Consider the following 23037-nt stretch of genomic DNA (forward strand, 5'->3'; position numbering starts at 1 on the left):
AACCGGGTTGTCCACAGCCCTGCTGGCCGCCACCGTCAGCCGTCCTTCCGGTTCCACCGGAACGTCAGCGCGCAGACCACCAGGCCGAGGACCAGCCACGCTGCCAGGACGAGGGCTCCGAGTCCGAGTCGCCACGAGCCTCCCGGCTCGGCGGACGCGAACGCGTCCGGCAGGAAGACGGACCGCATGCCGGAGGCCATCCACCGGAGCGGGAACGCGCTCGCGATGCCCTGCAACCAGTCGGGCAGCTGCATGAAGGGCAGGTAGACGCCCGAGATGAACTGCAGCACCAGCACGATGGGGACGATCGTGGCGGTGGCGCGGCGACCCTCGCGGGGGGAGCGCGGAGATCGCGATCCCGAGGACGCTGCTGGTCGCGATGCCGAGGAGGAACACGCCGGCGAAGGTTCCCCAGCGGCTCGCGTCCGTCGGGAGTGTCACCCCGAACAGGAGGCTCGACACGGCGAGCGGGATCGCCGTCTGCACGAGCGTGGTCACCAGGACCATGCCGATCTTGCCGACGAAGTAGGACAGGACGGGGAGCGGGGTGCCGCCGAGGCGCTTCAGGGTGCCGTCACTGCGCTCGCCGGCGATGTCGACACCGAGCGCTTGTGTGCCGGAGAGGAGGATGCCGGTCGCGACGAGGCCGGGCAGGTAGTACGTGGCGTAGTCGACGCTCGCCGTCCCGGCCTGGATGTCGCTCGAGCTGGCGAACGCGACCGAGAACAGCGCGAGCATGACGACGGGGAACAGGAACGTGAAGAAGACGGAGTCGGGGGGCGCGGAAGTAGGAGCGGATCTCGTAGGCGATGCGGGAGGCGCCGATGGTCAGGGTGTTCGGGCTCGTCGTCATGGTTCAGGCGACCATCTCGAGGTAGACGTCCTCGAGGGACGGGCGGATGACCTCCAGGTCGTGCATCGGCGTGGTCGTGCTCCGGATGCGGTCCTGCGGGTGGTCGGTGCGTTCCTCATGCTGCGTGCCATCGGTGTCACGCCAGCGGATCTGGGGACGCCGCGCTTCCGGACCGCCGAGCTCATCGATCGGCGCGAGGGCGCGGAGTTCACCGTTCGCGATGACGGCGGCACGGTCGGCGAGGTGCGCGGCCTCGTCGAGGTAGTGGGTGGTCAGGAGGACCGTCGTTCCCTCCCGCTTGATGCCGTTGACGAGGTCCCAGAACTGGCGCCTGGCCTCCGGGTCGAAGCCCGTCGTCGGTTCGTCGAGGAACAGGACCTCCGGGCGGCCGATCACGCCGAGGGCGACGTCGACGCGGCGGCGCTGCCCGCCGGACAGGCGGCTGACCCGGGTGTTGCGCTGGGCCTCCAGTCCGGTGGCGGCGAGGAGCTCCTCGGTGCTGCGGCTGCGCGGGTAGAGCGAGCCGAAGTGCGTGAGCTGTTCGGCGACGGTGACGTTCGGGGACTCGGAACTGGTCTGCAGGACGATGCCGATGCGTGCCTTGTGCTCGCGGGTCGGGCTTGCCGGGTCGGTGCCGAGGACGCGGACCTCGCCGGAGGTGCGGGAGCGGAAGCCCTCGAGGATCTCGACCGTCGTCGACTTGCCGGCGCCGTTCGGGCCGAGCAGGGCGACGGTCTCGCCGCGGGCGATGGTGAGGGAGAGGTCGGAGACCGCGGTGTGGCCGGTGGGGTAGCGCTTGGTGAGGTTGCGGACCTCGATGGCGGGGGGTGTCGGGCATGGGTCCAGCCTCGCGGGAGGGCGGGGTTGGGGGGATCGGGGGGAGTGGGTGGAGCGGGGGTCCTCCGATCGGAGGATGCCTTCCGTGCTGGTCCTGGGCTGGCGGTCGGTCCGGACTCGGCGCTTCGGTCCAGGGCTCGGGTGGACGCCCCCTCGAACAGGAGGTCGCCACGGGTCGCCATCGCGGTGATGATGGTGCAGCGCCGCGCGGGACCGTTGCGCTGGGGAGGAGTGCACGATGCACAACGGCTACGCGGTGATCGACCTCGAGACGACCGGACTCGCTCCGTCCTACGGGCATCGCGTCATCGAGATCGGGATCGTCCACGTCACGCCGGACGGCGAGGTCGAGCAGACCTTCGAGACCGTCGTCAACCCGAACCGCGACCTCGGCCCCGTGCACATCCACCGCCTCCGTGGTGCCGACATGGCGGGTGCTCCGACCTTCGCGGACGTCGCCGGTGACCTGGCAGACCGTCTGCAGGGTCGCGTCGTCGTCGCGCACAACGCCTCGTTCGAGGCGCGGTTCCTGCACGCCGAGTTCGAACGGCTCGGACACCGCTCGCCACTGAAGCAGGCGAGCAGTGCGCTCTGCACGATGCGGCTCGCGCAGGAGTTCCTCCCCGGGTCCGGCCGGAAGCTCGCCGACTGCTGCAGCGCCTACGACATCGAGCTCGTCGACGCGCACGAGGCGCTCGCCGACGCGCACGCTACCGCCCGTCTGCTCGGCGCCTACATCGGATCGTCCCGCCGTGATCCGCGCTGGACGACCTGGGGCACCCTGGCCGGCGGGCAGCGCTGGCCCGGTGTCCCGCGCAGTGGTCGGGCGTGGACCGCGCGCAACCGCTCGACCGGAGCAGGGACCCGGACCCGCGTCGATGTGGCGACGGACCGACTGCCCGTCGTCGACGGCAGCGCGGAGGCCACGCTCTATGCGGCCGTCCTCGACCGTGCGGTGTCCGAGGACCTGCTCGCCGCGAGCGACGCTGATCAGCTCGGCGCGTACGCGACCGAGTTCGGGCTGGATGCGGCTGCCCGCACGGATCTGCACCGGCGGTACTTCGGCGACCTGGTCGAAGCGGTGTGGGCAGACGGCGTCTTGACCATCCAGGACCACATCCAGCTCGAGGGAGTCGCGCGGTTGCTCGGAGTGACGGACGACGAGCTCGAGCACGCGGTGCACAGCCGGCAGCCCGCCCGCATGGGTGCACGGTGGTTCTCCGCCGCGCAGCAGCCGACGTCGACCGCGGCAGCTGCCGAGCCGTCCATCGACCTGGGTGAGGGCAGCATCGTCACCCTCACCGGTGAGATGCGGCGGAGCCGGCCGGAGATCGAGGCGGACCTCGCGCGGCTCGGCATCAAGTCGGCTCCGAACGTCACGAAGAAGACCGCCGTGCTCATCGCGGCGGACGTCGACAGCCTGTCCGGCAAGGCGCGGAAGGCGCGGGAGTACCGCATCCCCATCATCGAAGAAGACGTCCTGGAGACGGCGCTCGCTGCCGCTCGGAAGTCGTGACCGCTCGCGCGTACCCGTACAGGCGGATACGTGCGAAGTGTCATGGGAGCGTGAGGGTCCCGATTTCAGTGCGGCGCAAGCGACTCGACGCAACGCCGGCGACTGTCGCTTCCGTCATCCGACCCAGCACGGCGCTGTTCATCCGTCTCCCCCCGAACAGAGCGTGGGTCTCGCGACGCAAGATGTCTTCCGCCAGACTTCCGTTCTCCCGCAGGACATGCCGCATCGCGTTGATGATCTCACGCAGACTGATGTTTTCCACCAGACGCTCTGCTGAACCGGGGGGAAGGGACGCGGAAGTCGTTCCACTGTTCGGGCGTCAGACCCACCGGCCAGATGAAGCGTTCGTCCGCGCTCCATCGGAACATAGGCGGAACGAGTTCAAGGATTGCCTGCTCTTCTTCTTCCGCCAATTCCGGCGCAACGAACGCTTCAGACACCGCCGTGACGAGAGCGCGCGCGGACACCGGTCCTTCAGCTTGCACGACTTCGTAGATGACGCTCTGCACCAGCGCTGCGTTGTCTGGCTGCCGGATGTCCCGCAGAACGACGCCGACACCAGCAGTGCGCCTTTCCCACGGAACGAACGGCTTCGCGCTTCCAACAAGAGCATCAGAGGGCCCTTGCGACTTGCCGCTCGGCTTCTCCAGGCCGGCATTAGCCGATTGCCGCAGAAGCCTTCGTGAAGTTGGCACAGCGTCAGCGAGTTGCGGCATCGATGGTCTTGCGGCGGCGTCCACCCGTTGGGATGAAGGCCGTCGATCGTCAACGTCCCCAGAAGTTGAAAGCCTCGGCGTGTCGCCGGTGACCAGCGCGGCCTCACTACCGGTGTCCGTCTCGGCGGGCGCCTTCTCATCGACGACGGCATCTCCGGCTTGTCGGGCGGTGTGTTCTACTGCGGCTGCGATGCGATCGAGGACCGCCTCCTGCGACGACAGCCACTCAGGAAGCCACACACGCTGCACGCTCGGCCAGTGCATGAGGCCCTGAAGGACTTCGGTCGGGAGGGCGTCGCGGTCAGCCACGGTGGCACGATCAGCCCAAGCCGCTGTGTCGAGGAGAACGGCCACGGTCGGTGCGTGCGGTGCGTTGGCGGAGGCAACGGCAATGTCGACCTTGAAGTCGGAAAGTCCGACGTCCGTGGTCACAGCGAGCCCACGTGCTCGAAGTGCCTTGGCGATCTCCTCCCTGTGGAGATCGGTGAGCGCGCTACTCGAGGGCGCGCTGAGCACTGCGTTGGGCCCTCGCTGCGCCAGTTCGAGGTAGGAACGCAGATGCTTGATGCCCACCGAATTCGTCTCCTCGGCGCGCAGGTCCTGCGGATCGAAGCTCGAGAACAGGATGACCTGACGCCGGGCACGTGTGATGGCGACGTTGAGCCGCCGCTCGCCGCCGGGGTTCGTGAGCGGCCCGAAATTCAGTGGTAGGACACCCTTGTCGTTCTTGCTGAACGCCGTCGAGAACAGGATCGTGTCGCGCTCGTCGCCCTGGACGTTCTCGAGGTTCTTGACGAAGAGCCCGTCGACAGCAGTGTCCAACGCTTCGCTGATCCGTTCGTCTCCAGACGACCGAAGCAATTCCTCGATCAGCGCGCGTTGCTGCGCATTGAACGTGACGACGCCGAGTGAGGGGAACGACTCGAGTGAGTGTGCGAATCTCGCTTGAATCTCCGCGACGATCGCTGCGGCTTCGACCGGATTCGTGCGGAGCGACTTGGTGGTCGCCCCGGCCCCTGCACGGATGAACGTGCCGTCGACACGGCGAAGTGAGACGCCGTGCCCGTCGATACCGTCATCGGCGGTGCCGAGCGCCGGTGCAGGGAAGGACGTCAATTGGTCCTCGTAGTAGTGCCGGTTGCTGAAGGCGATCAGCGACTCGTCCTGACTGCGGTAGTGCCAGGTCAGCTGGTACCGATCCACGCGTGCCTGCACGCACTCGGCGAGGATCGACTCCTCGTCCACCGCGACCGACTCCAACGGGCTTTCGTCGTCCTCGTCGTCGCCGAGGGCGGCTTCGGCGAACGACGTCGGCGGCATCTGCTTCGAGTCCCCGACGACCACCACCGCCCGAGCGCGGCCCATGGCGCCGATGGCGTCGGCGACGCGCACCTGCGACGCCTCGTCGAACACCACGAGGTCGAACAGCCCGCTCTTCGCCTCGAAGAACCGCGCGACCGAATCCGGGCTGACCAGGACACACGGCGTCAGTTCGGTGATGACCTCGCCGTAGGTCGACATCATCTCGCGGAGCTTCATTCGGCTGCGCTGCTTGCCGATCTCGGCTACCAGCCGGCCAGCGGGACCGGTTGCGTTCGTCGCCGTGAACGACCGCCGTGAGACGACCTGGTGTGGGATCTGCCGCGGCAGGTGGTCACGCACCTCGAGCGCCGCCGCCGTGTAGCGATCGATGTGTCGGACGTGTCCTGGGGCATCGAAGGACTCGAGACCCGTGGACTGCGCCCGCTCGCGGCGCATCGCCGCAGCGAGACCGCGCTCGAAGGCCTCGATCGCCTCTTCGGCAGGCACCGCCCCGATGAGCAGTGCGTCGTACGCGGCGGTCATGCCTGCCACTCGGAGCACCTGGAGAGCATGCCGCCACTGCAACCACGCGAGCGGCGTGACACCGGTCATCCGCGCGCCGTCGCGACCGGCTGCCGTCGCGGACCAGCGCTCGAGCAGCGGGATGTCCCGCAGCCAGCGTCGCCACGACTCGGGAGTCGCGTGGGGCATGTCGAGGAGATCACTGAGGGCTCCGGCGTACTCTTGGACGGCTGCGAGAACTGTGCCGTCGACTGGCCCTACGCGCGTCGCGCAGCGCTTGAGTGCTGCGCGGAACCGTCGATCCTCGTCAGAGGCGCTCGCGGTGTCCGTCGAACGGACGAGCTGCGTGAGATCGTCGACCTGCCGAGCGACGGAAACACGGTCGTGGTGCTCGAGCGGACTCCAGGCGGCGTCGACGTCGATGCCCGGAACGGACCGCACGCGACTGCCCAGCGATCGGGCGTGCTCCTGCATCTCAGCTGCACGGCGGGTCAGCGGTACTAGGCGCGCGTGATCGAGTTCGACGTCCGCCTGCAGGACGGATCCGAACTCCTGAGCGACGGCAGCGACGCGCTTCTTCCGGCCGAACATCCCCGATTCCTGAGCTGTCGCTGCGTCATGCGCGATCCGGGGGGAGGTCCATACGGAGCACGTCGGGCCGCAGGACGGAGAGGACGTCGGTGAAGCGGTCAGCGAAGCCGGCCGTCTCAGCGCCGAGCGAGTCCACGGCGCTTCGCCACCGCTCGGTCCGCGCCTCTTCGAGCACCGGGGCGTCCACAGGCGGAGCCTCCAAGACGGCGACCAGGAGCCGGGCGTCCGCTGTCGTCGGCGCCGTGAGCACGGCCTCCAGGACGACGTCGTCGGAGGGGAGGCCCGCGAGGGCCGCATCGAAGCGCGTCACCCGCCGCGCGAGGTCGGCGGCGTCTGCTGCCTCATCCGACGGGTCCACGAACGCCCAGCTGTGGTCCGGACGAGGCTTCGCCCGGAGCGCGAGGTCCGGGAGTTCGCGCAGGACGGTCCGGATCTCATGGAGCTGTGCGGACGTCACTGTCCCGGCCATCGGGAGCGGGACCTCGAGCTCGAACGTAGTGTCGCCGGTTGCGAGCTCTGCGTTCCGAGCTGAGTAGAACGAGCGGCCAGCGGCGTTCTCGGCGTGGAGCTGCACGGCGTACCGTGCCAGCCGTCCGCGCGAGACCGCGGCGTTGTCCGAGGCCCGGCGGAGGGCTTCGGTGTCGACGAGTGGGCGCTGTGCCAGGGCTTCCCGTAGCCGTGCCCGGACCTCGACCGGCTTGCTGCCTTTGTCGTGCAGATCGAGGGTGAAGGGCCCGAGCCCGACCTGTGCGAGTCGTCGCTGCACGACATCGAGGGCCGCGCGTTTCTCAGCGACGAACAGCACTCGGCGGCCGTCCGCGATTGCCTTAGCCAACAGGTTGGTGATCGTCTGGGACTTGCCCGTGCCGGGAGGTCCTTCGAGGACGAACGTGTGGCCCTCGCTGGCGGCGGCGACGGCCTGTAGCTGTGACGAGTCGGCGGACACCGGCAGCTCTCCGAGCAGCTCGTCGAGCGCGCTGTCCGGGGCAGTGACGTCGAGATCGACCGGAGCGCCGACGAACGGCTCGGTCGGCTGGTCGATGAGGTGCTTCACCAGTGGGTTCTCGGAAAGCTCGCGCCAGTTCTCGTCGAGGTCCTTCCAGAGGCGGAACTTCGCGAATTGCAGTACCGCGAGGTCGACGGTGGGCTCGATCGTCGCGGACACGCCGGCACCCATGATCGCCCGACGGGTGGCGGCGAAGACGGCGTTGACGTCGATGCCGGATGCGTCCTGCGCCGGTTCCGCGAGCTCGGGGATGCGCAGGCCGTATTCGGCATGGAGCTTCTCGAGCAGGCTGTAGTTCGGTGTCGACGCCCCGGCGTCGTCGAGGGTGATCCGGTAAGTCCCACCTCTGGCGCGCGTCTTCAGGGTGACCGGGACGAGGATGAGCGGCGACCGGACCTCCTTGCCCTTGATGCTCCACACGAGCGATCCGAGCGCGATGTACAGGTTGTTCGACCCGGTCTCCTCCACAACGGTCTTCGCCTTGTACGCGAGGGCTTGTAACTTCCGCGTGTAGTTCACCGTCGCGGCGTCCGCGAACAACTGCCGCTTGGTCCGGAACAGGGTGGTCCGGTCCGCGTCGGGGAGCTGCGATGCCCACTGCACGCCGCGTTCGCGGACGACCGCGGGCAGTGCGTCGGACGGCAGGAGTTCGATCGACTCTCCGGCGCTGAGGACGTCCTCGAACTCCGCGAGTCCGTCGGATGCGACGAACAACGGGAACTGCGCCGTCTTCGTGAAGTTGATGAGCCGGTTCCGCAGGCTGAGGTCGAGCAGGTTGTTCTTCCACTGCCGGACCCGAGGAGGCGTTTCGTCGTCCGCCCGTGCTGCGGAGCCGTCGAAGACGGGCGGTACGTACGCGGCCGGGTCCGTCCGTTCGACCTGGTACTCGACGACCGTCACGTGGCCGTCCTGCCGGGTGACGCGCGCAGGGAGCGGCAGGATCCGCGCGACCGAGCGGGCGAGGTACAGGTCGACGTACCCGAACAGCTCGCTCAGCCCGTACGCACGGATCTTGTCCACGGAGGCCCGACGGATGTCCTCGAAGGACGCGTCCTGATCCTCGTCGGTCAGCATGGTGGTCTCCAGGACTGAGATCTGTCCCTCGGCCAGCAGGTTCCGCAACACCGTGTGGTCGTCCATCACCACGTTCGGGAGCTGCTGCTCCACGCGCCAGTAGGCGAGGAAGGCATGCCCCGGTACGACGACGATCATCGAGCGCACGCCGACACGCTCCAGGGCAGCGGCGAGCGTCGTCGCGGTGTCGAGGCACGTGCCGAAGCGGTCGTCGAGGACTTCGGCCGGCGTTCGGACTTTCTGACCGACGTCCGACCAGCTCGCAGGCGGAACGCTGTAGCGGACGTGGCGCGCGCGGATCGCCGCGACCATGGCCTGGACCGTCCGGTCGACGCGTTCCTCGTCCTGTTGGTACCCGACAAAGGACCCGTCGCCGGTCATGGACCTGAGGCGGTTCGAGGCATCGTCCATGACCGGCGCGAGTGCCGGATGGTTCGGTTGCACGTGCGCGGCGAGCATTTCGAGGGAGAGCTCGACCTGGCTCGGGACGAGGAGCCACTGGCTCGCGGCGAGGACGTGCACGTCAGCGGCCGCTTCAGCGAGGACGTCGTCACCATCACGGAGCACGGCTCGCACGAGCCCTGGTCGCGAGTCTTCGACCCGCATCATCTGCGTCGGGTCGAGTGTCAAGCCGAGATCGGTCTTCGACACGGCCTCGCTCGACGGCTCGAGATCGAAGAAGTATTCCCGCGGCTCGCCGAGTTCAGACCCCGCCGACTCGATGCTCACCGTGAGTCGGGCGTTCCTGACCGCCGGGCCCCGGTGCTGGATCGTGACTCCGGGCAGCACACGGACACGGTTGTGGGCCATCGCGTAGCTGACGATGCTGGCCCCGACGAGCGTGATCTCCGTCGAACTCGGCGAGCGACCGGGGGGAGTCCGTCCGCTCGTCGGTCGGCGTCACCGATCGGGCGCTGTCGACGACCTGCGGCCGCCCAGCGGCCGACCCCACCATTGTCACTTGAAAGTCGCGCCGAAGTGACGCGGCCTGGTCAGCCTCTTCGACGGCGCTGAGGAGATCGAGGAGGCGGTAGACGCTGTCGAGTGCTCGGTAGGTGTCTGCGTCGTCGAACTCGACGTTGTGGGCCCAACGGTTCCGGACTTCACGGAGTTCTCCAGCGAGGCGACTCCCGTTCCGGTCGAGGAGCGCGTCGAAGGGACGCCCTAGACGGGGCAGCGTCTCAGTGACGATCCGGAGCAACACCTGCAGGTCGGCCTCGTCGTAGCGCCGTTCGCCGCCGCCCTTCTCGCGGTCCTTCACCGCCAGGATCTCGGTCCAGGACACGCCGGGACGCAGTCGCGGCTCCAGGGTCGATGCGACGACCGGCCGGAGACCCGCCGCGAGGGTCCGTAGTCCAGCAGCGACGTGGTCCGCGTTGTTCACCAGCGGTTCTCCCCAGTTCTCGTTGGTGGACGCCGTCGCGGTTGTGCCGCGCAGTCGTCCGACTGCCACATCGTGGCATGAGCCACCGTCAGGTGTGGACACTGGTGCGTTCCACGCACCCGTGGTTGCTCCCAAACGCTTCGGGCCCTCAGCGCTCAATGCGCGTTCGGCGTCGTGAGGTGGCGACCGATGTACCCGATGTAGATCATGCCCGAGCGATCCGAATCGTCGAAGTAGTGCATCCGCGGCGCGAATCGATCGCGATGGGTCGGCTTGAAGTGCGCCAGCATCGGTACCGCGCCGGACGCGTCCACGGACAACGGGACCGGCCGCACGCGCTCGGCGTGCATCTTCTTGTTGTTGATCACCGTCATGCTCTCCGTTGCGGCATGGCGATCCGGCGAACACTTGGTGCCCGCCTGGGCGTCGTCGTTGAGGTACATGTGAACATTGCCGGCATAGCCGTTCTTCTTCGCGTCGACGTAGTCGTACAGCACGCGCACGTACGACCAGAGGGCAGCTGCATACCGCCCCGTTCCGTCACGGTCGTCGACTTCGGCAGCGATGTCCTCGTCACCGGTGAAGACGACTCGATCACGAGCGTGATGAGCGTCGGTTCCCGCAGTGAGTCTTGCAACCAGCTCGCGGACGTCAACGGGAGCCTCCCACAGCGACTCGTCCCCGACAGGTGCGAAGCGGGCACGTTGATCTGCATCGAGGCTCCGCCGGAGCCAGTCCCGTTCACGCGCTGCCTTCCGGGCCTCATCTGCCTCGATCGCTGCCTCTACCTCGAGGTCTGCGATACGGGAGTTGAGGTCTTTGATCCTGTCGCTGAGATCCGACTCGCGGTCGCCAGCCTCAGCGAAAAGACGTTCGTACGTGTCCTTCTCGAGCGCCGCTGCCCCGATGAGCTTGTCGAGCTCGTCGAAGTGCTCCTCACGCGGGTCCGTGACCTTGAGCCAGCGAAGGACAAATGCACCGGCACGGTGCAGGAGTGTGGATGAAACGGCAGGGCGTTCGTCCGGTGCCCAGTCCATCGGGACGCGCAGAGCGCCCGTTCGCGCTGGTACGGGTTCGGAGAGGGCGGGCGCTGCCTCGCCGTGCTCCCCGTCGCTGTCGTCGCGGGCGTCTGAGCGCCGACCTTCAGCGGCCGTCGGAACGACCCCGCGGGCGCCCAGTTCCTCCGAGACGACTTCGTCGATCAGGGTGCCTCGCGCTCGTCGGGCTTCTTCTTCGAGCAACAGGCGCATCGTGCGCCGGACGTCCTTCGGCAGCTCGAGTTCGAGGAGCCGTCGCCGTATGCCGGACGCGTGCGTCGCTCGGAGTGCAACGTCTGCCTTGCCTCGCCGTATTGCCCGCGCGAAGGTCGAGGGCCCCAAGACCCTGTGTCGCACCGAATCGAAGGCCGCTTCCAGGTCGACGGAAGGCGCGAAGGTCCTGATGCGCCCAGGCTGCACAGCATGGGATGCCGGCATCAGCGAATTGAACTCGGCGACGGCGTCGTGCGTCATCACGTAGACGGACGCGACGCCGACGCTGTACTGCGTGAGGCTCTCGACGGTCTTCGCCCAGGCACTGTCTGTGTCAGCCCCGAGCGATGAAGCGACGATCACCGATGTCGAGCGGGCTTCGTCGGTCAGGACGTCGATGAGATCCCCGACTTCATCCTGCCGGACGACCTGCGGCGTGTTGGTCAGCCGAGCCGAGCCGTCACGCACTTCGACGCGGTCGAGGATCTGCCCGACGATCCGCGGTGGGGCGACCGTCAGAACCGAGTCCTCGGCTTTCTCGCTCACCCGACCGGTCTCGATCACGAGCGCTGATGTGGAGCTCCGGCCGGTCCCGCTTGTCAGCGCATAGACGGAGACGATCCACGAGCCGTTATTGCGCTCGACGAGCCGGATCAACTGCCGGCGTACTTGTCCGCGCTCGTCAGAGCGGTCGGTCACTGAGAGAACGGCCTGCGGCCCGAGTACGAAGTCACCCGACCCTTCCCAACCAGCAGTGTCGAGCGTTGCTGATCGGCGGGGACGGGTCTTGGTCAGAAGCCAAGCGCGCACCTCCTGCTCCGCCAGCTGCACTGCGTCGGTACCTACAGGCAATCGGAGCACAGCTCGGTAGCCGACCGACTGCTGCTGGGCGGCGCGCTGTGCCTCGAGAACCGCCGAACGGTCCGAGGAAGTCATCAGTCCACGCGTCTCATTCATCTTCAAGACCTTCCCGGTCAACCCACCTCACCGCACCCCGACCCAGAGCCCGTCCCGCGCCCGCGTCATCCCGACGTACAGCTCCCGGCGGTCGAGCTCACGCCGTTCCTTCGCCGACTCGGACTCCGTGAGCGGCGGGTCTGCGAGCAGCTTGGCCGGCACGTGCGGCAGGAGCACCTGCTTGAACTCGAGGCCCTTCGCCCGCTTGATCGTGCCGACACGGATCATGTCGGAACTCTTGCCGGCGTAGTTCTTCAGCGAGACGGTCGGCACCCCGGCGTCGGCGAGCAGCGCAATCACCTTGTCGGCCTGCGGGTTGGTCGCCGTCAGGATGCCGACGTCACCGCGTCCCGTGCCCACGAGACGAGAGACTTCTTCCACCCGGGCGAGCAACGCGTCGTCGTGTTCGGTCCGGCTGCGGAAGTGGTTGATGCCCGGCTGCGGTCCGGAGCGCGTCACAGCGGAGACCGAGTCGCCAGCGCCGTCGACGCCCTCGATGTCGACGAACTGGTCGTCGGCCACCATCTGCTTGGCGAACTCGAGGATCTCCGCCGTGTTGCGGTGGTTCACGTCGAGCACGACACCGCGTCCGGCGAGGCTGATGCCGACCTCTCCGAGTGTGTAGCCGCCCGGGTAGATGGTCTGCTGCCCATCGCCGATGAGGGTGAGCCCGTCGGAGCGGTCGCCGACGAGCGAGTGGAGGAGCGAGACCATCGCGCAGGACAGGTCCTGCGCTTCGTCGACGATCACCGCGTCGTACCGGTCGAGCGGGACCTCCCGCAGTGCGTCACGGGCGAGCAGGATCACGTCTTCCCAGTCGCAGCCGCCGCGCTCGCGGAGACCGGCTGAGTACGCCTCGTACAGGTCCCACACGGCCTGCCGGTCGTCAACGGTCAACCGGTGCTTCCGCCCGACGCGGGCGAGGTCCGCGTACTCATCGAAGTGGGTCAGCCCGCGTCCCTTGATGACGTGGCTGATCTCCTCCTCCCAGTAGCGACGCGTGAAGCGCGTCGCCTTCAACGGGCTGGAGGCGCTGATTGCGTTCCATGCATCGGCGAACGTGAGTTGGGCCTCCCGTCCGGGCGTGCGGAACGCGATCCCGCGTTCCTTGAGGAGGCGGGTGGCGAATGCGTGCACGTTGACGAAGTCGACGCGGCCGACCATCTCCGGCGCCAAGCGCTCGAGGAGCGACTCGAGCACTGCCGGCAGCGTGCGGATGTAGGTGGTGAAGAGGATGCGGCCACCCGTCGAACGGGCCAGGTAGGCAGCCCGGTGCAGTCCGACCACGGTCTTGCCCGTGCCGGCTGCCCCGCGGATACGGGCCGGGCCGTTGAAGCTGCGACGGACGAGCTTCGCCTGTGCGGGGTCGAGCGAGGCCATCCACTCCTCGATCGGCGCCTCGAGGATGCCGTCGAGGAGCTGACGGTCGAGCTCGTCCTGATCGACCGGCTCCGGTTGCGGCTCGGGTGCGCGAGGGACGACGGTCTGCGGGACGATCACTTGCTGGGTACTTGCGGCCGCGCCGTCCATCACCGGGAAGTGCGAGATGACGGCGGCGAGGACCTCGTCGACGCGCCTGGGGGGAGAGCCGAGCCTTCGGGCGGGTGATGTGTCCGATGAGGTCGTGCGTGCCGACGATGTCGACCGAGGCCACTCGCGCCTCGATGCCCTTCTTGCCTGCGAGGGCGACGACGGCATGCACCTCACCGGGAGCGAGGCCGACGTCGGCGAGAACCTTCTCGGTGTCCCACGCGAGGTCGGCGAGGCGAGCAACGTCGTCCGTGACGTCCTCCTGGCCGCGCCTGATGCGGTCGTTGTCGATCGCGACCTCGCGCCAGGCCTTCGTGTCGACGATCCAGACGCCGGAGTTGCCGACGACGACCATGTCGACGTTCGCGGTACTACTGCCGGGCCAGCGGCGGTCGGCGAGGAGGTGGTAGCCGATGCCGGCGAGGGGTGCGAGCGTGCGTGCTGTCTCGGCCTCGGTTCGGTGGGCGACCTCGAAGCGGCCGGCGCGCTGCTCGGCCTCGTCAGCCTGGCGGCGGAGCTCGCTTGCTCTGCCGCGCTGACGGCGTGCTTCGACGCCTGCCGATTCCCCTGCGATCGTCATCGTCGTGTGCCCCTCGGGGACGCGTCGAGACGGGCGCCGCCTGCGGTCCCCGGATTGGGCGGTGCTGACTCATCCTCGTGCGCGCGGGACCAACAGCGGGAGCACCACTTAGGGGGGACGAGTGGTGCGTTCCTCTTGCGGTCCGTCTTCAGTCGACGAAGTACGAGAGCGTCTTGTCTTCAGTGTCGAGTATCTGGTCGGCAGCGACACCGACGTGAGCAGCGAGCGCGATCGAGCCCTGGAGCGCAACCCCGAGGTCGGGAGAGAAAGCGAGGTCGAGCACCTCGATGTACCGAGCGGTACTGACACCGATGTGTTCGAGGAGCTGCTGGTGTTCGGCTGCGAGGTGCGCATCGAGCTGGATCTGCTCGTCGCGGAAGGCGGCGATCAACTCGGCCTCACGTCGGTCGAGCGATGACGCTGCGGCTCGGTACATGACCGATCCGATCGTGGTGCCGATCACCGCGCCCAGCAACGGCACCGGGATGAGTACCTGCCCGACCAAGGCCGACAGAGCGCCGACGGCACTCTCGAGACAGACGTACTCGGCGTTCTCGAGGAACTGTGCCTCCGTGATCTCGCCACTGCGCAACTTGTGTGCCTGCTCGGCGACGCTGATGGCAGCGGTGACGATCAAACTCGCGACCGCGTCGGACGTCGGGATCATGTTGGTGATCGCATAGACCCCCGCGCCGCGGACGCCACCCTTCGCGAAGGCGATACCGCTGCGGTCGCCGATCTCTTTCCAATCCTCGGCGGTGAAGTCCGCGAGTTTCGTACCTTGTCGTCGCTTGGCGATGACCGCGAACGCGAACGTGCTGCCGCCCTCGATCGCTGCAGCCACGAGCGTGGCTTGCGCCCCCTCGCGGAGCGACGGGCCGCTCTCCGCTCGCGCCCGATCTCGGAGCTTGCGATCGGTCCGGCGGAGCGAGTCCTCTTCGGCCTCCAACGAGGCACCGTAGACGCCTCGCTGCACGTCCTTGTAGTCAAGCGTCGAGGCTTCGAGTGCGTCGATGTCGAGCTCGTTCGTCGCGAAGAACGCGTGAACGCGCTTCCAGTCCCGGAAGGACGGGCCGTCTGCTGCGCCGGACACGAGCTTGCCTGCCTCTTCTCGGGGCATGGCGTGCAGTGTGCGGATGACCTCGTAGTGGTCAGCCGGGATCTGGTACCGCCCCCCATCCGCGACGAAAGACGGGTACCGCTCAAGGTGCTCGGCGATCGCTCCGAGACCGAGACGGCCACCAGCGGCGACGAACTTCTGCTGGATCGCCTGACCTCCGCGCAGCAGGTCCACCGGTCCGTTGTCGTTGACCCACTCGTACACGGCCTCCGCGCCGACCACTCGAGCTCGAGCGTTGCCGACGCCGACCTCAGCGACTTCGGCGATGAAACCGTGCATGCCCTTCGTACCGCCGCGGTTCGTCGCGACGACCTCGAGATCGATCTTCTGCAACGCCTCGTCGATGTGCGTGAGCGCGTCCGAAAGATTGACGTCCTGCTTGGTGAGTCGTTCGAGCAAGGCATCGAGGCGGACCTGATTGAGATGACCGACCCAAGCTGCGGTGGCCTGCTCCTGCATCGCCGATACCGGCTTACGCGTGTCAGACATCGACGTCCTCGCCGATGACGCGTTCGCTCAGGAGGGCTGCGCATGCCATTGCTGTGTTGACGAGCGCTGCCAGCCGCGTCCGGTCGGCCGTCGACAGTTCGAGGAAGTCCTGCGCGAACAACGCCTGCGACTCCGCGTAGCGGCTCCGGAGCAGTTCGCGCACGGAGACGGAGCGCTCGAGCAGGTGCTCGATCCTGGCCCGAAGCCGCGCCACCGCCGCGGTGTTCTCCTTGACCGCAGTGAGGGCCTTCTGCCTCGCCTCGCGGTTGTCGTGCTTCTTCTTCGTGAACAGCACGACCGACGTCAGGAGCGCCGCGCCCGCGACCGTCCAACCGATCGGACCTGCGAGGGCGAGGAGCGCGCTGCCGGCAGCAGTCCCACCGCCGCCGATCGCCACTGCTCCGCCGCCGAGCCACGCGAGCGAGGCGCTCGACGCCGCAGCACCGGACAGAGTGGAGATTGCTGTACCGGTGGAGGCGGCACCGAAGGTCGTCGCGATCCACATGGCTGCCGTCGGCGCAAGACTGGCCACGGCCGCGCCGGCGGTCAGGCCAGCGCCGGCACCTGCAGCTGACGCTCGCGCAGCAGCGAGATCCCGGCGAGCGAACTCCTCTGCGTCGAGGAACGCGGTTCGCTGGAGCTCGACGGCCTCGAAGGCAGTGGCGAAGTTCTTGGGGGGTGTTCGCGATGCTGTTGATCAGCAGTTCCACGAGTTCCAGGATGTCCGACGACCGTTCCCGTTGACGGAGGAGCGAGAGGCCGGAGTCGTTCATCGCGGTGAACGCAGCGTTGTAGGCGACAATTGCTTGCTCGTAGGAGGCCTCGTTGTCATCGCGCGCGGCGAGCTCTCCGACGGCTCGGACCGTCTTGTCTTTCGCCTCGGATGCCCGGTCGACCAGCAGCGCAGAGGTGTCGCGCGCAGCCCTACTGACGCTGCCCAAGGTCTTGGCGATGCCGTTCTTGACGGTCTCCGGGTTGCGCGGTTCCACCATTGACGTTCCTCCGTCGTGCCAGGCGAGTGGTGGGAAGCAAACTAGTCCGAACGAGCGACAGCCCACAGCCGGTTGTCCCATCCCTGGTCCATGGTCGAGGGTGTTCTGCTCGAGTCGCCCGGTTCCCAAGTAACGTGACCGATGGTCAAGGCAGAACCCCGCGCGGGGGAGACGCCTCCCGGACCACCCAGTCGGTCCGCTGGCCGCGAGACGCAGGAGAACAGCATGAGCCGTTCCGAGAACCGGATCAATCGGCTCCGAGAGGCCCTTCGTGTCCTCGACGAGCACGGTGGAATCGGAAGCCGCATCGACGTGTGGGAAGCCGCTCGTGCCCGAGTACCGCTGGAGGGCGTGGAGCTCGACGCGAACCAGAAGGGGAAGCCACAGGGCGAGTCCGACTTCTTCTGGGGGGTCCGCCGGTCTTGTGCAAGCCGGGTACCTGACGAAGCCCGTCCGCGGAGAGTGGCACCTCACGGATCAGGGCCGGCGTGCGTCGGGTGACGACGTTCCGTTCGAGCGCTTCCGCGACGAGCTCAACGAACGGCAACGCACCTTCCAGCGCACGCTCCGCGAAGACCGCCAAGCCCGACTCCAGTCAGAGATCGTGCCGCCCGACGCGCGTGCAGAGACCGTCAGGACGACAGGCCAACTCTTCGTCGAACGTGGCCTCCGCATGATGGACTCGGTGTTCGCTCCGGGCCGTCAGGTCTGGCGTTCGGAGGTGGTAGCGGAGGTCGTCGCCCGGTTCATCGGTCAACCGGACATCGCTGGGGACGACTTCGGCGCGAAGCTCGTCGGGCAGTTCGAGGGTGCCTCGGACGACGCGAAACTCCTGATGGCGGAACTGATCTGCTGGCAGGTCCTCCCACTTCAGAACCCAGGGGAACGCAAGAAGCGGCAACGGGTCACCCTCCTGCTCGAGACGATGACACACCCCGTTACGATCCCGTCCGAGATCGAAGACGCCTTCCGTGCCTGGTCCTTCAACCCTGGAACCGCGATGTCGGTCCAGCTCTTCCGAGCCATGTCGTTCGTCGTGAACTGCGCCCTCCGTTGGGCGTCCTTGTCCGACGAGGACCGCAGTCATGCCCTCGACGATCCGTGGGCATGGCGCGACTTCGTTGACACGTTGCCGGACAAGAGCTTCCCGACGCAACGGAATGAGTTGCTCTACCTCGTGCACCCCGGCGTCTTCGGAGAGGTTATCTCCGCCGATGCGCGGAGAGCGATCACCACGGCCTTCGTCGGAGAGATCGAGGGGCAAGCCGATGACGATCCCGACGCCGCATTCCAGCAGGTGACCATCGCCCTACAACAGAAGGCGAACGGGCCAGCACTCTTCTACGTCGAGCCTCTACTCGGCCGATGGCAGCCGCTGGCACCCGTCAAACAGCCTGAGGAGCACATCGTTCCGCCTGCGCCGATTCCTGCGCCGCGCTCGGAGCCGCGCGATCCGTTCCCGTCCGTGACATCGACGATGGCCAGCCGATTGCACATGCCCGAGTTGTGGCTGCAAGAGACCCTCGACCTCGTCGAGCGCCGCAAGCAGGTCATTCTCTACGGACCTCCCGGCACGGGCAAGACGTTCCTCGCGCAAGCGCTGTCGAAGCACGTGACGGACGGCACCGACGGCGAGACCACCATCGTGCAGTTCCACCCGACGTACTCGTACGAGGACTTCTTCGAGGGCTTCCGCCCCGTCGCCAATGACGACAGCGGCAACCTCGCCTTCACCCTCCGGAAGGGTCCGCTTCGGCGGCTTGCCGACGCGGCTGCGGCCAACCCTGAGGCGAACTACTTCCTGGTCATCGATGAGATCAACCGCGGCAACATAGCGAAGGTGTTCGGTGAGCTGTACTTCCTGCTGGAGTACCGGGACAGCGAGATCTCGCTGCTCTACAGCGATGAGCCGTTCACCCTGCCGAGCAACATCTTCGTCATCGGCACTATGAACACCGCCGACCGCTCGATCGCGATGCTCGACGCCGCGATGCGGCGCCGATTCGCGTTCGTCGAGTTGCACCCGGAACGCGAGCCCGTGCAGGACGTGTTGTCGCGCTGGGTGGTGACCCAGGGCCTCCAGGACGACCGTGCGGACCTGCTGACGCGACTCAACGCGCAGATCCAGGACCACGATGCGAAGGTGGGCCCGTCCTTCCTGATGCGAGACCTGGCCGGGACCGGCCTGCAGGACGTGTGGCGGTACGAGATCCTGCCGCTCCTGGCGGAGCACCACTACGGGGAAGGCGTTGACCTGGAGGCGCGGTACGGCCTGACGACGCTGCGTCGCCAGGCGACGCCCTCCGTGTCCGACGGGGCCGAAGGTGCTTTCGTCGACGATTGAGTTGCGGGAGGCGGACCAGCCGGTCGTGCACCGGCTCCCGCGGGCGGTGGCCGTCGGGCTCGCCGCCGCGAACATCGCGTCGGTCGCGCCGACGCTGGGCGCCGACGAGTACCGCGTCAGCGGTGTCCGGAAGGTGGGCGTCGTGCGGATCGCGGGGCACACCGTGTGGCTCAAGCCGAAGACGCCCGTCCGACGCCTGTTTGCGATGCTCGGCTACGCGCGTGCCGGGAGCGCGATCTGGACCGAGGACGACTTCGGGTTCGAGGAGGACGAGGACCTCGTGCCGGCACTCGCCCACGCGCTCGTGCGGCAGGCCTCACGGGCGCTCGCAGGCGGGCCGCTCCGCGGGTATGTCACGCGGGAGGACGCGCTGCCACTCGTGCGTGGGCGGTGGCGGATCGGCGACCAGCTGACGCAGCGGGGTGGGCAGCCGCTGCCGGTCGAGGTGTCGTTCGACGACTACGTCGAGGACATCGCGGAAAACCAGGTGCTGCTGACCGCTGCTACTCGGCTCCTCCGGCTGCCCGGGGTGCCGGCCGACGCCCTCGGGGCGTTGCAGCGGATCGTCCGGGTGCTCGACGGGGTGTCCCTGATCCCGGTCGGTGCTCCGGTACCAGTCGTCCGGCCGGATCGGCGGAACCAGCGGTACTCGTCGGCGCTGGCGTTGGCCTCGCTCGTGCTGTCCGGGTCGTCGATCGAGCAGCGGGCCGGTTCGGTCGTCGCCTCCGGGTTCCTCGTCGAGATGTGGTCGGTGTTCGAGGACTTCGTGTCGGCTGCGCTCCGCGAGGCGTTCAAGCCGTACGGGGGGAGTGCTCGTGTCGCAGTACCAGTCGACGCTCGATGTCGAGGGGACGGTGAAGATCGCGCCGGACCTCGTGTGGGTGGTCGATGGCGAGGTGCGGGCGTGCATCGACGTGAAGTACAAGGTGGAGAAGCACGGGCAGTACCCGAACGCTGATCTGTACCAGATGGCGGCGTACTGCCGGAGGTTCGGGTTGTCACGGGGTCACCTCCTGTACGCGGCGGGCGAGGACGAGCCGCGTCGCGTCGCCGTCATCAACGGACCGGAAGTGCGACAACACGCGCTCGACCTCGATCAGTCAGTCGTTCACATCACCCGTCAGTTGTCGTCGGTGTTCGCGCGGAGAGTACAAGCTCGGTGATCAGGACAGGGTCGGATGATCACGGATGAGGATGGCGACGACGTCGACCAGGCGTTGGTCGTCGTCGGCTAGCCCCGCGAGGACCTCTTCCAGGGTCACGTCCGTCTGCACGATGCGGTCGATCCCCGCTCCTGCTTGCCGCGTGACGAACACCTTCGAGTAGTCGGGCTCGCTCACGGGCTCTGGGGCTCGTTCGTTCTCCGTCACGGCGGTCGGCCCGAACTCCAGGAAGATGTTCGGCTTACTTCTCGGTGTCACGAGTGTCGAACACCACTCCCACTGCCCTTGGAAGTTCGCCGACACGGAGTGGACCGTGTCAGCACCGAGGAGCTCGTTCACCCGGGGACGGACCACGCGCACCGCGTGCTGGCGCAAGGTGCGTTTCACCGAGCCGAGGGTGCTACGGCTGTCCTCGAACTGCCGCTGAGCGTGCAGGGCGATCTGCGCCGCGAAGTCCTCCGCGATTGACGCGACGGGGCGCCGCCCGTACCGAGCGGACTCGCCGGTCTCGCACATCGTCTTGATGAACTCCAACTGTTCCTGCACTGTCATCGCCTGCGGTCCCTCCACGAATTGATCGATGAGCTCGTTGATGAACACGTCCTGGCGGGGGTTCGCGCCACGCCACCTGCGATCAGCATCGAGGTGCGCCCGAAGGTCATCGAGTACCTCGGCGTAGGTGACGACGACGGCATCCTCCCAGCCCATCGACAGGCGCTGGCGTTCACGACGGGCGCAGAGCATCACGACGACGCTCCGTCGCCCGTTCGCGCTGCCGTAGGCAAGGTAGCTCTCGTAGTCGTGCCCGTGGCCGTCGGATGACTCGAAGTTCTCGATCATCACCGCTGTGTCGTCGCGCAGCAGGACGATGTCGGCGATGTCCTCAACGGGATCGGTAGCGGTCGTCGTGTCGACCTCTTGAAGCACGCGGAATCCGGCGAGCGGCAGCTGCTCACCACGAGACAGAGCCGAGTTGATGCGGGCAAGCAGGATGCGTTGAAACGCGTCCCCGAGGTGGTGCGTGGCGTCGACCCTCAGGAGCCAGGCGAACACGTTCGACAACTGCTTCTCGTGTGTGCCGTGGTGCATCACTCGAAACACGTTGAACTGCTCGGCCAGGCTCCTCGCCATGGTCGGTACGAGCGCTGTGACCATCTTCGTGAGGGCGGCTTCATTCATCACGGCGAAGAGGTGCTCAGCGTGCAAGGAGCGGGGATGGCGCTCCTTGCCAGCTGACGACGAGCTCATCGCGAGCACGGCTGGCGGCGACGTACAGCAGTGATCGTTCCCTGAGTTCGGCGTCGCCTCGCTCTTCGGGCGCTGCATGTTGCAGGGCCAGCTTGTTCGGGACGACACCCTCGGAAACGTCGAACAGGACGACCCGGGAGAACTCGAGGCCCTTGGCGCTGTGCATCGTCATCACCCGGACCTTGCCGCGTGCGGACTTCTCCGTCGCGGGCACCTCCCGCGTGGCGAGCTGCTGAACCACGGTCTCGGTCGCGCTCTTCGTCCGGACGAGCACCGCCATCGACTCCACGTCGCTGGACTCGGCTCTCCAGTCCTCAAGCTGTTGCGCCAGCGCGTCGTACTGCGCCGCGGGCGTCTGATGTCCCCGGACGCGCACGTCGGGTCCGAGTCGCGCGGACCGGTAGCCCTGCTCGTCCTGGGGGGCTTCCCTCGCTGTCCGTGAACTCGCCGCCTCCGAGCACGCCGAGCGCGTACCGCAGGTTCTGCTGCGTCGTCCGGTAGTTGAGGGTGAGGCGCCGCGACCTGCCCACGATCTTGATGCCGAGACGCGACAGTACGACCCGCTGCCCGTAGATGCGCTGGTGCGAGTCCTCGGCGACGAACAGGTCGTTGCCGTGCTCGCCGACGAGCGCGCGGAGCATCGTCCAGTGGCTCGGCGTCAGGTCCTGGGCCTCATCGACGAGGACGTGGTCAGCGGGGCGCTCCTCGGGGTAAGCGTCGAGGTATGCGGCAGCCACGGACGAGAGCTCTGCCCACGAGAGCCGGCGATGGGCTCGCGCATTGCGCCGGAACTGTTCGATCACGGACCACACCTGAGCGCGCTTCGCCCGGTCGAGAGCCACCCCGCGGCCGGGGCGTCGGGCGGCGAAGTAGTCCGCCCGTGTGATCACACCGTTCGGTAGGACGACTTGGAGGTACTCGCTCTCCAGGAAAGCGGGCGACCGCAGCTCACCGGGAAGGTCGGGCTTGGCGTCGAAAATTGCCTCGTCCCATCCGATGCCGTTCGAGACCAGGGAGGTGGAACGCCCGGCGTCCCACCCGATGGCGTCGATCGATGCCTGCTCCCAGCCGGCCGGATCTGCGGCGTCCCGGACGGCGTGCGCGAGCTGGTCGATCCCCGCGGTGAGGATGCCGGTCTCGCCGAGCTGCGATGCGCGAGCGAGCTGAGGATCGAGACGTCGGAGGTCTCGGTCGAGCATCCCGGCGAGGGTCCTGGTGAACGTGGTGAGGACGATCCGCGCGTTCGTGTCCCCGGCGAGTTCTCGAGCTCGGTGCAGCAGGACCACCGTCTTGCCCGTGCCGGCACCTCCGGTCAAGCGGAAGGGTCCTTTGTAGGCGCGCGTCGCGTAGGCACGCTGTTCGGGGTGCAGGAACACCCGCCACGCTCCGAAGTCGCCACCCTCGATGACCCGGCGAAGTTCCTCATCATCATCGACGAACGTGAACTGCATCTGCGACGCGGGGCGCTTGAGTGATTCGAGCAGCTCCGAAGCCTCGGTCTCCTCCGGAGAGCCGCTGTGCGTCACCTCCGCGGGGCGGTCCATCGTCGCCGGAGCAGCTGTG

General features: G+C 67.6%; 16 protein-coding genes and 2 pseudogenes. 4 read left to right on the plus strand and 14 right to left on the minus strand.

Annotation, left to right across the window (positions count from 1 at the left end; all coding sequences use genetic code 11):
- Positions 1 to 35: 35 nt before the first annotated feature.
- The 3 genes and pseudogenes from DEJ15_RS18205 to DEJ15_RS08325 all read right to left on the minus strand — a co-directional run bounded on the left by DEJ15_RS18205 (position 36) and on the right by DEJ15_RS08325 (position 1927).
- Positions 36 to 296: an ABC transporter permease gene (locus DEJ15_RS18205; protein ID WP_349814870.1), complete on the minus strand. Its 261-nt coding sequence runs from the start codon at positions 294 to 296 to the stop codon at positions 36 to 38.
- 97 nt (positions 297 to 393) lie between these two features.
- Positions 394 to 738: pseudogene (locus DEJ15_RS18210) on the minus strand (ABC transporter permease); the annotation flags it as partial.
- 118 nt (positions 739 to 856) lie between these two features.
- Complete coding sequence (locus tag DEJ15_RS08325) at positions 857 to 1927, minus strand: ABC transporter ATP-binding protein (protein ID WP_349814858.1); 1071 nt, start codon at positions 1925 to 1927, stop codon at positions 857 to 859.
- Position 1928: 1 nt separating this feature from the next.
- Here DEJ15_RS08325 and DEJ15_RS08330 point away from each other — a divergent pair, with 1 nt between their 5' ends.
- Entirely contained in the window at positions 1929 to 3206 is a 1278-nt protein-coding gene (locus tag DEJ15_RS08330; protein WP_110826110.1) for an exonuclease domain-containing protein, read from the plus strand.
- A 239-nt stretch (positions 3207 to 3445) separates the two neighbouring features.
- Here DEJ15_RS08330 and DEJ15_RS08335 read toward each other — a convergent pair whose 3' ends face one another.
- The 8 genes and pseudogenes from DEJ15_RS08335 to DEJ15_RS08365 form a co-directional block, all read right to left on the minus strand.
- Positions 3446 to 6337: an AAA domain-containing protein gene (locus DEJ15_RS08335; RefSeq protein ID WP_284176137.1), complete on the minus strand. Its 2892-nt coding sequence runs from the start codon at positions 6335 to 6337 to the stop codon at positions 3446 to 3448.
- 25 nt (positions 6338 to 6362) lie between these two features.
- Positions 6363 to 9068, minus strand: a complete 2706-nt coding sequence (locus DEJ15_RS08340) for a DUF4011 domain-containing protein (protein WP_284176138.1) — start codon at positions 9066 to 9068, stop codon at positions 6363 to 6365.
- A gap of 52 nt (positions 9069 to 9120) precedes the next feature.
- The gene (locus DEJ15_RS08345) at positions 9121 to 9801 is read right to left on the minus strand and encodes a Swt1 family HEPN domain-containing protein (protein ID WP_284176139.1); all 681 of its coding nucleotides are present in this window, start codon (positions 9799 to 9801) and stop codon (positions 9121 to 9123) included.
- 155 nt (positions 9802 to 9956) lie between these two features.
- Positions 9957 to 12008: a hypothetical protein gene (locus tag DEJ15_RS08350; protein ID WP_110899803.1), complete on the minus strand. Its 2052-nt coding sequence runs from the start codon at positions 12006 to 12008 to the stop codon at positions 9957 to 9959.
- 27 nt (positions 12009 to 12035) lie between these two features.
- On the minus strand, positions 12036 to 13508 hold the full coding sequence (locus DEJ15_RS08355; protein ID WP_284176140.1) for a UvrD-helicase domain-containing protein: 1473 nt from the start codon (positions 13506 to 13508) through the stop codon (positions 12036 to 12038).
- A 322-nt stretch (positions 13509 to 13830) separates the two neighbouring features.
- A pseudogene (locus DEJ15_RS18220) lies at positions 13831 to 14118 on the minus strand (nuclease-related domain-containing protein); the annotation flags it as partial.
- A 148-nt stretch (positions 14119 to 14266) separates the two neighbouring features.
- Complete coding sequence (locus DEJ15_RS08360; RefSeq protein WP_284176141.1) at positions 14267 to 15697, minus strand: hypothetical protein; 1431 nt, start codon at positions 15695 to 15697, stop codon at positions 14267 to 14269.
- 22 nt (positions 15698 to 15719) lie between these two features.
- Positions 15720 to 16232 (minus strand): hypothetical protein, encoded by a 513-nt coding sequence (locus DEJ15_RS08365; RefSeq protein WP_284176142.1) that lies wholly within the window; start codon positions 16230 to 16232, stop codon positions 15720 to 15722.
- 911 nt (positions 16233 to 17143) lie between these two features.
- On the opposite strand from DEJ15_RS08365, the gene DEJ15_RS08370 reads away from it, so the two are divergent.
- From DEJ15_RS08370 to DEJ15_RS18225, 3 genes are read left to right on the plus strand one after another with little or no spacing between them, the layout of a single operon-like run.
- Positions 17144 to 19063: an McrB family protein gene (locus tag DEJ15_RS08370; RefSeq protein WP_284176143.1), complete on the plus strand. Its 1920-nt coding sequence runs from the start codon at positions 17144 to 17146 to the stop codon at positions 19061 to 19063.
- A 25-nt stretch (positions 19064 to 19088) separates the two neighbouring features.
- The gene (locus DEJ15_RS08375; protein ID WP_284176144.1) at positions 19089 to 20021 is read left to right on the plus strand and encodes an McrC family protein; all 933 of its coding nucleotides are present in this window, start codon (positions 19089 to 19091) and stop codon (positions 20019 to 20021) included.
- A complete protein-coding gene (locus tag DEJ15_RS18225; RefSeq protein ID WP_349814871.1) occupies positions 19960 to 20226 on the plus strand; it encodes a 5-methylcytosine restriction system specificity protein McrC in 267 nt (88 codons plus the stop codon). The genes DEJ15_RS08375 and DEJ15_RS18225 overlap by 62 nt, the downstream gene beginning before the upstream one ends.
- Here DEJ15_RS18225 and DEJ15_RS08380 read toward each other — a convergent pair whose 3' ends face one another.
- From DEJ15_RS08380 to DEJ15_RS08390, 3 genes are read right to left on the minus strand one after another with little or no spacing between them, the layout of a single operon-like run.
- Positions 20227 to 21474 carry a PD-(D/E)XK nuclease family protein gene (locus DEJ15_RS08380; protein ID WP_284176180.1) on the minus strand — a complete coding sequence of 416 codons (1248 nt, stop codon included), beginning with the start codon at positions 21472 to 21474 and terminating at the stop codon, positions 20227 to 20229.
- On the minus strand, positions 21422 to 21754 hold the full coding sequence (locus DEJ15_RS08385; RefSeq protein WP_284176145.1) for a 3'-5' exonuclease: 333 nt from the start codon (positions 21752 to 21754) through the stop codon (positions 21422 to 21424). The genes DEJ15_RS08380 and DEJ15_RS08385 overlap by 53 nt, the downstream gene beginning before the upstream one ends.
- A gap of 34 nt (positions 21755 to 21788) precedes the next feature.
- Positions 21789 to 22925 carry a UvrD-helicase domain-containing protein gene (locus DEJ15_RS08390; protein WP_284176146.1) on the minus strand — a complete coding sequence of 379 codons (1137 nt, stop codon included), beginning with the start codon at positions 22923 to 22925 and terminating at the stop codon, positions 21789 to 21791.
- Between the last annotated feature and the right edge of the window lie 112 nt (positions 22926 to 23037).

The sequence above is a fragment of the Curtobacterium sp. MCJR17_043 genome (genome assembly GCF_003224315.2).
Lineage (GTDB): Bacteria > Actinomycetota > Actinomycetes > Actinomycetales > Microbacteriaceae > Curtobacterium.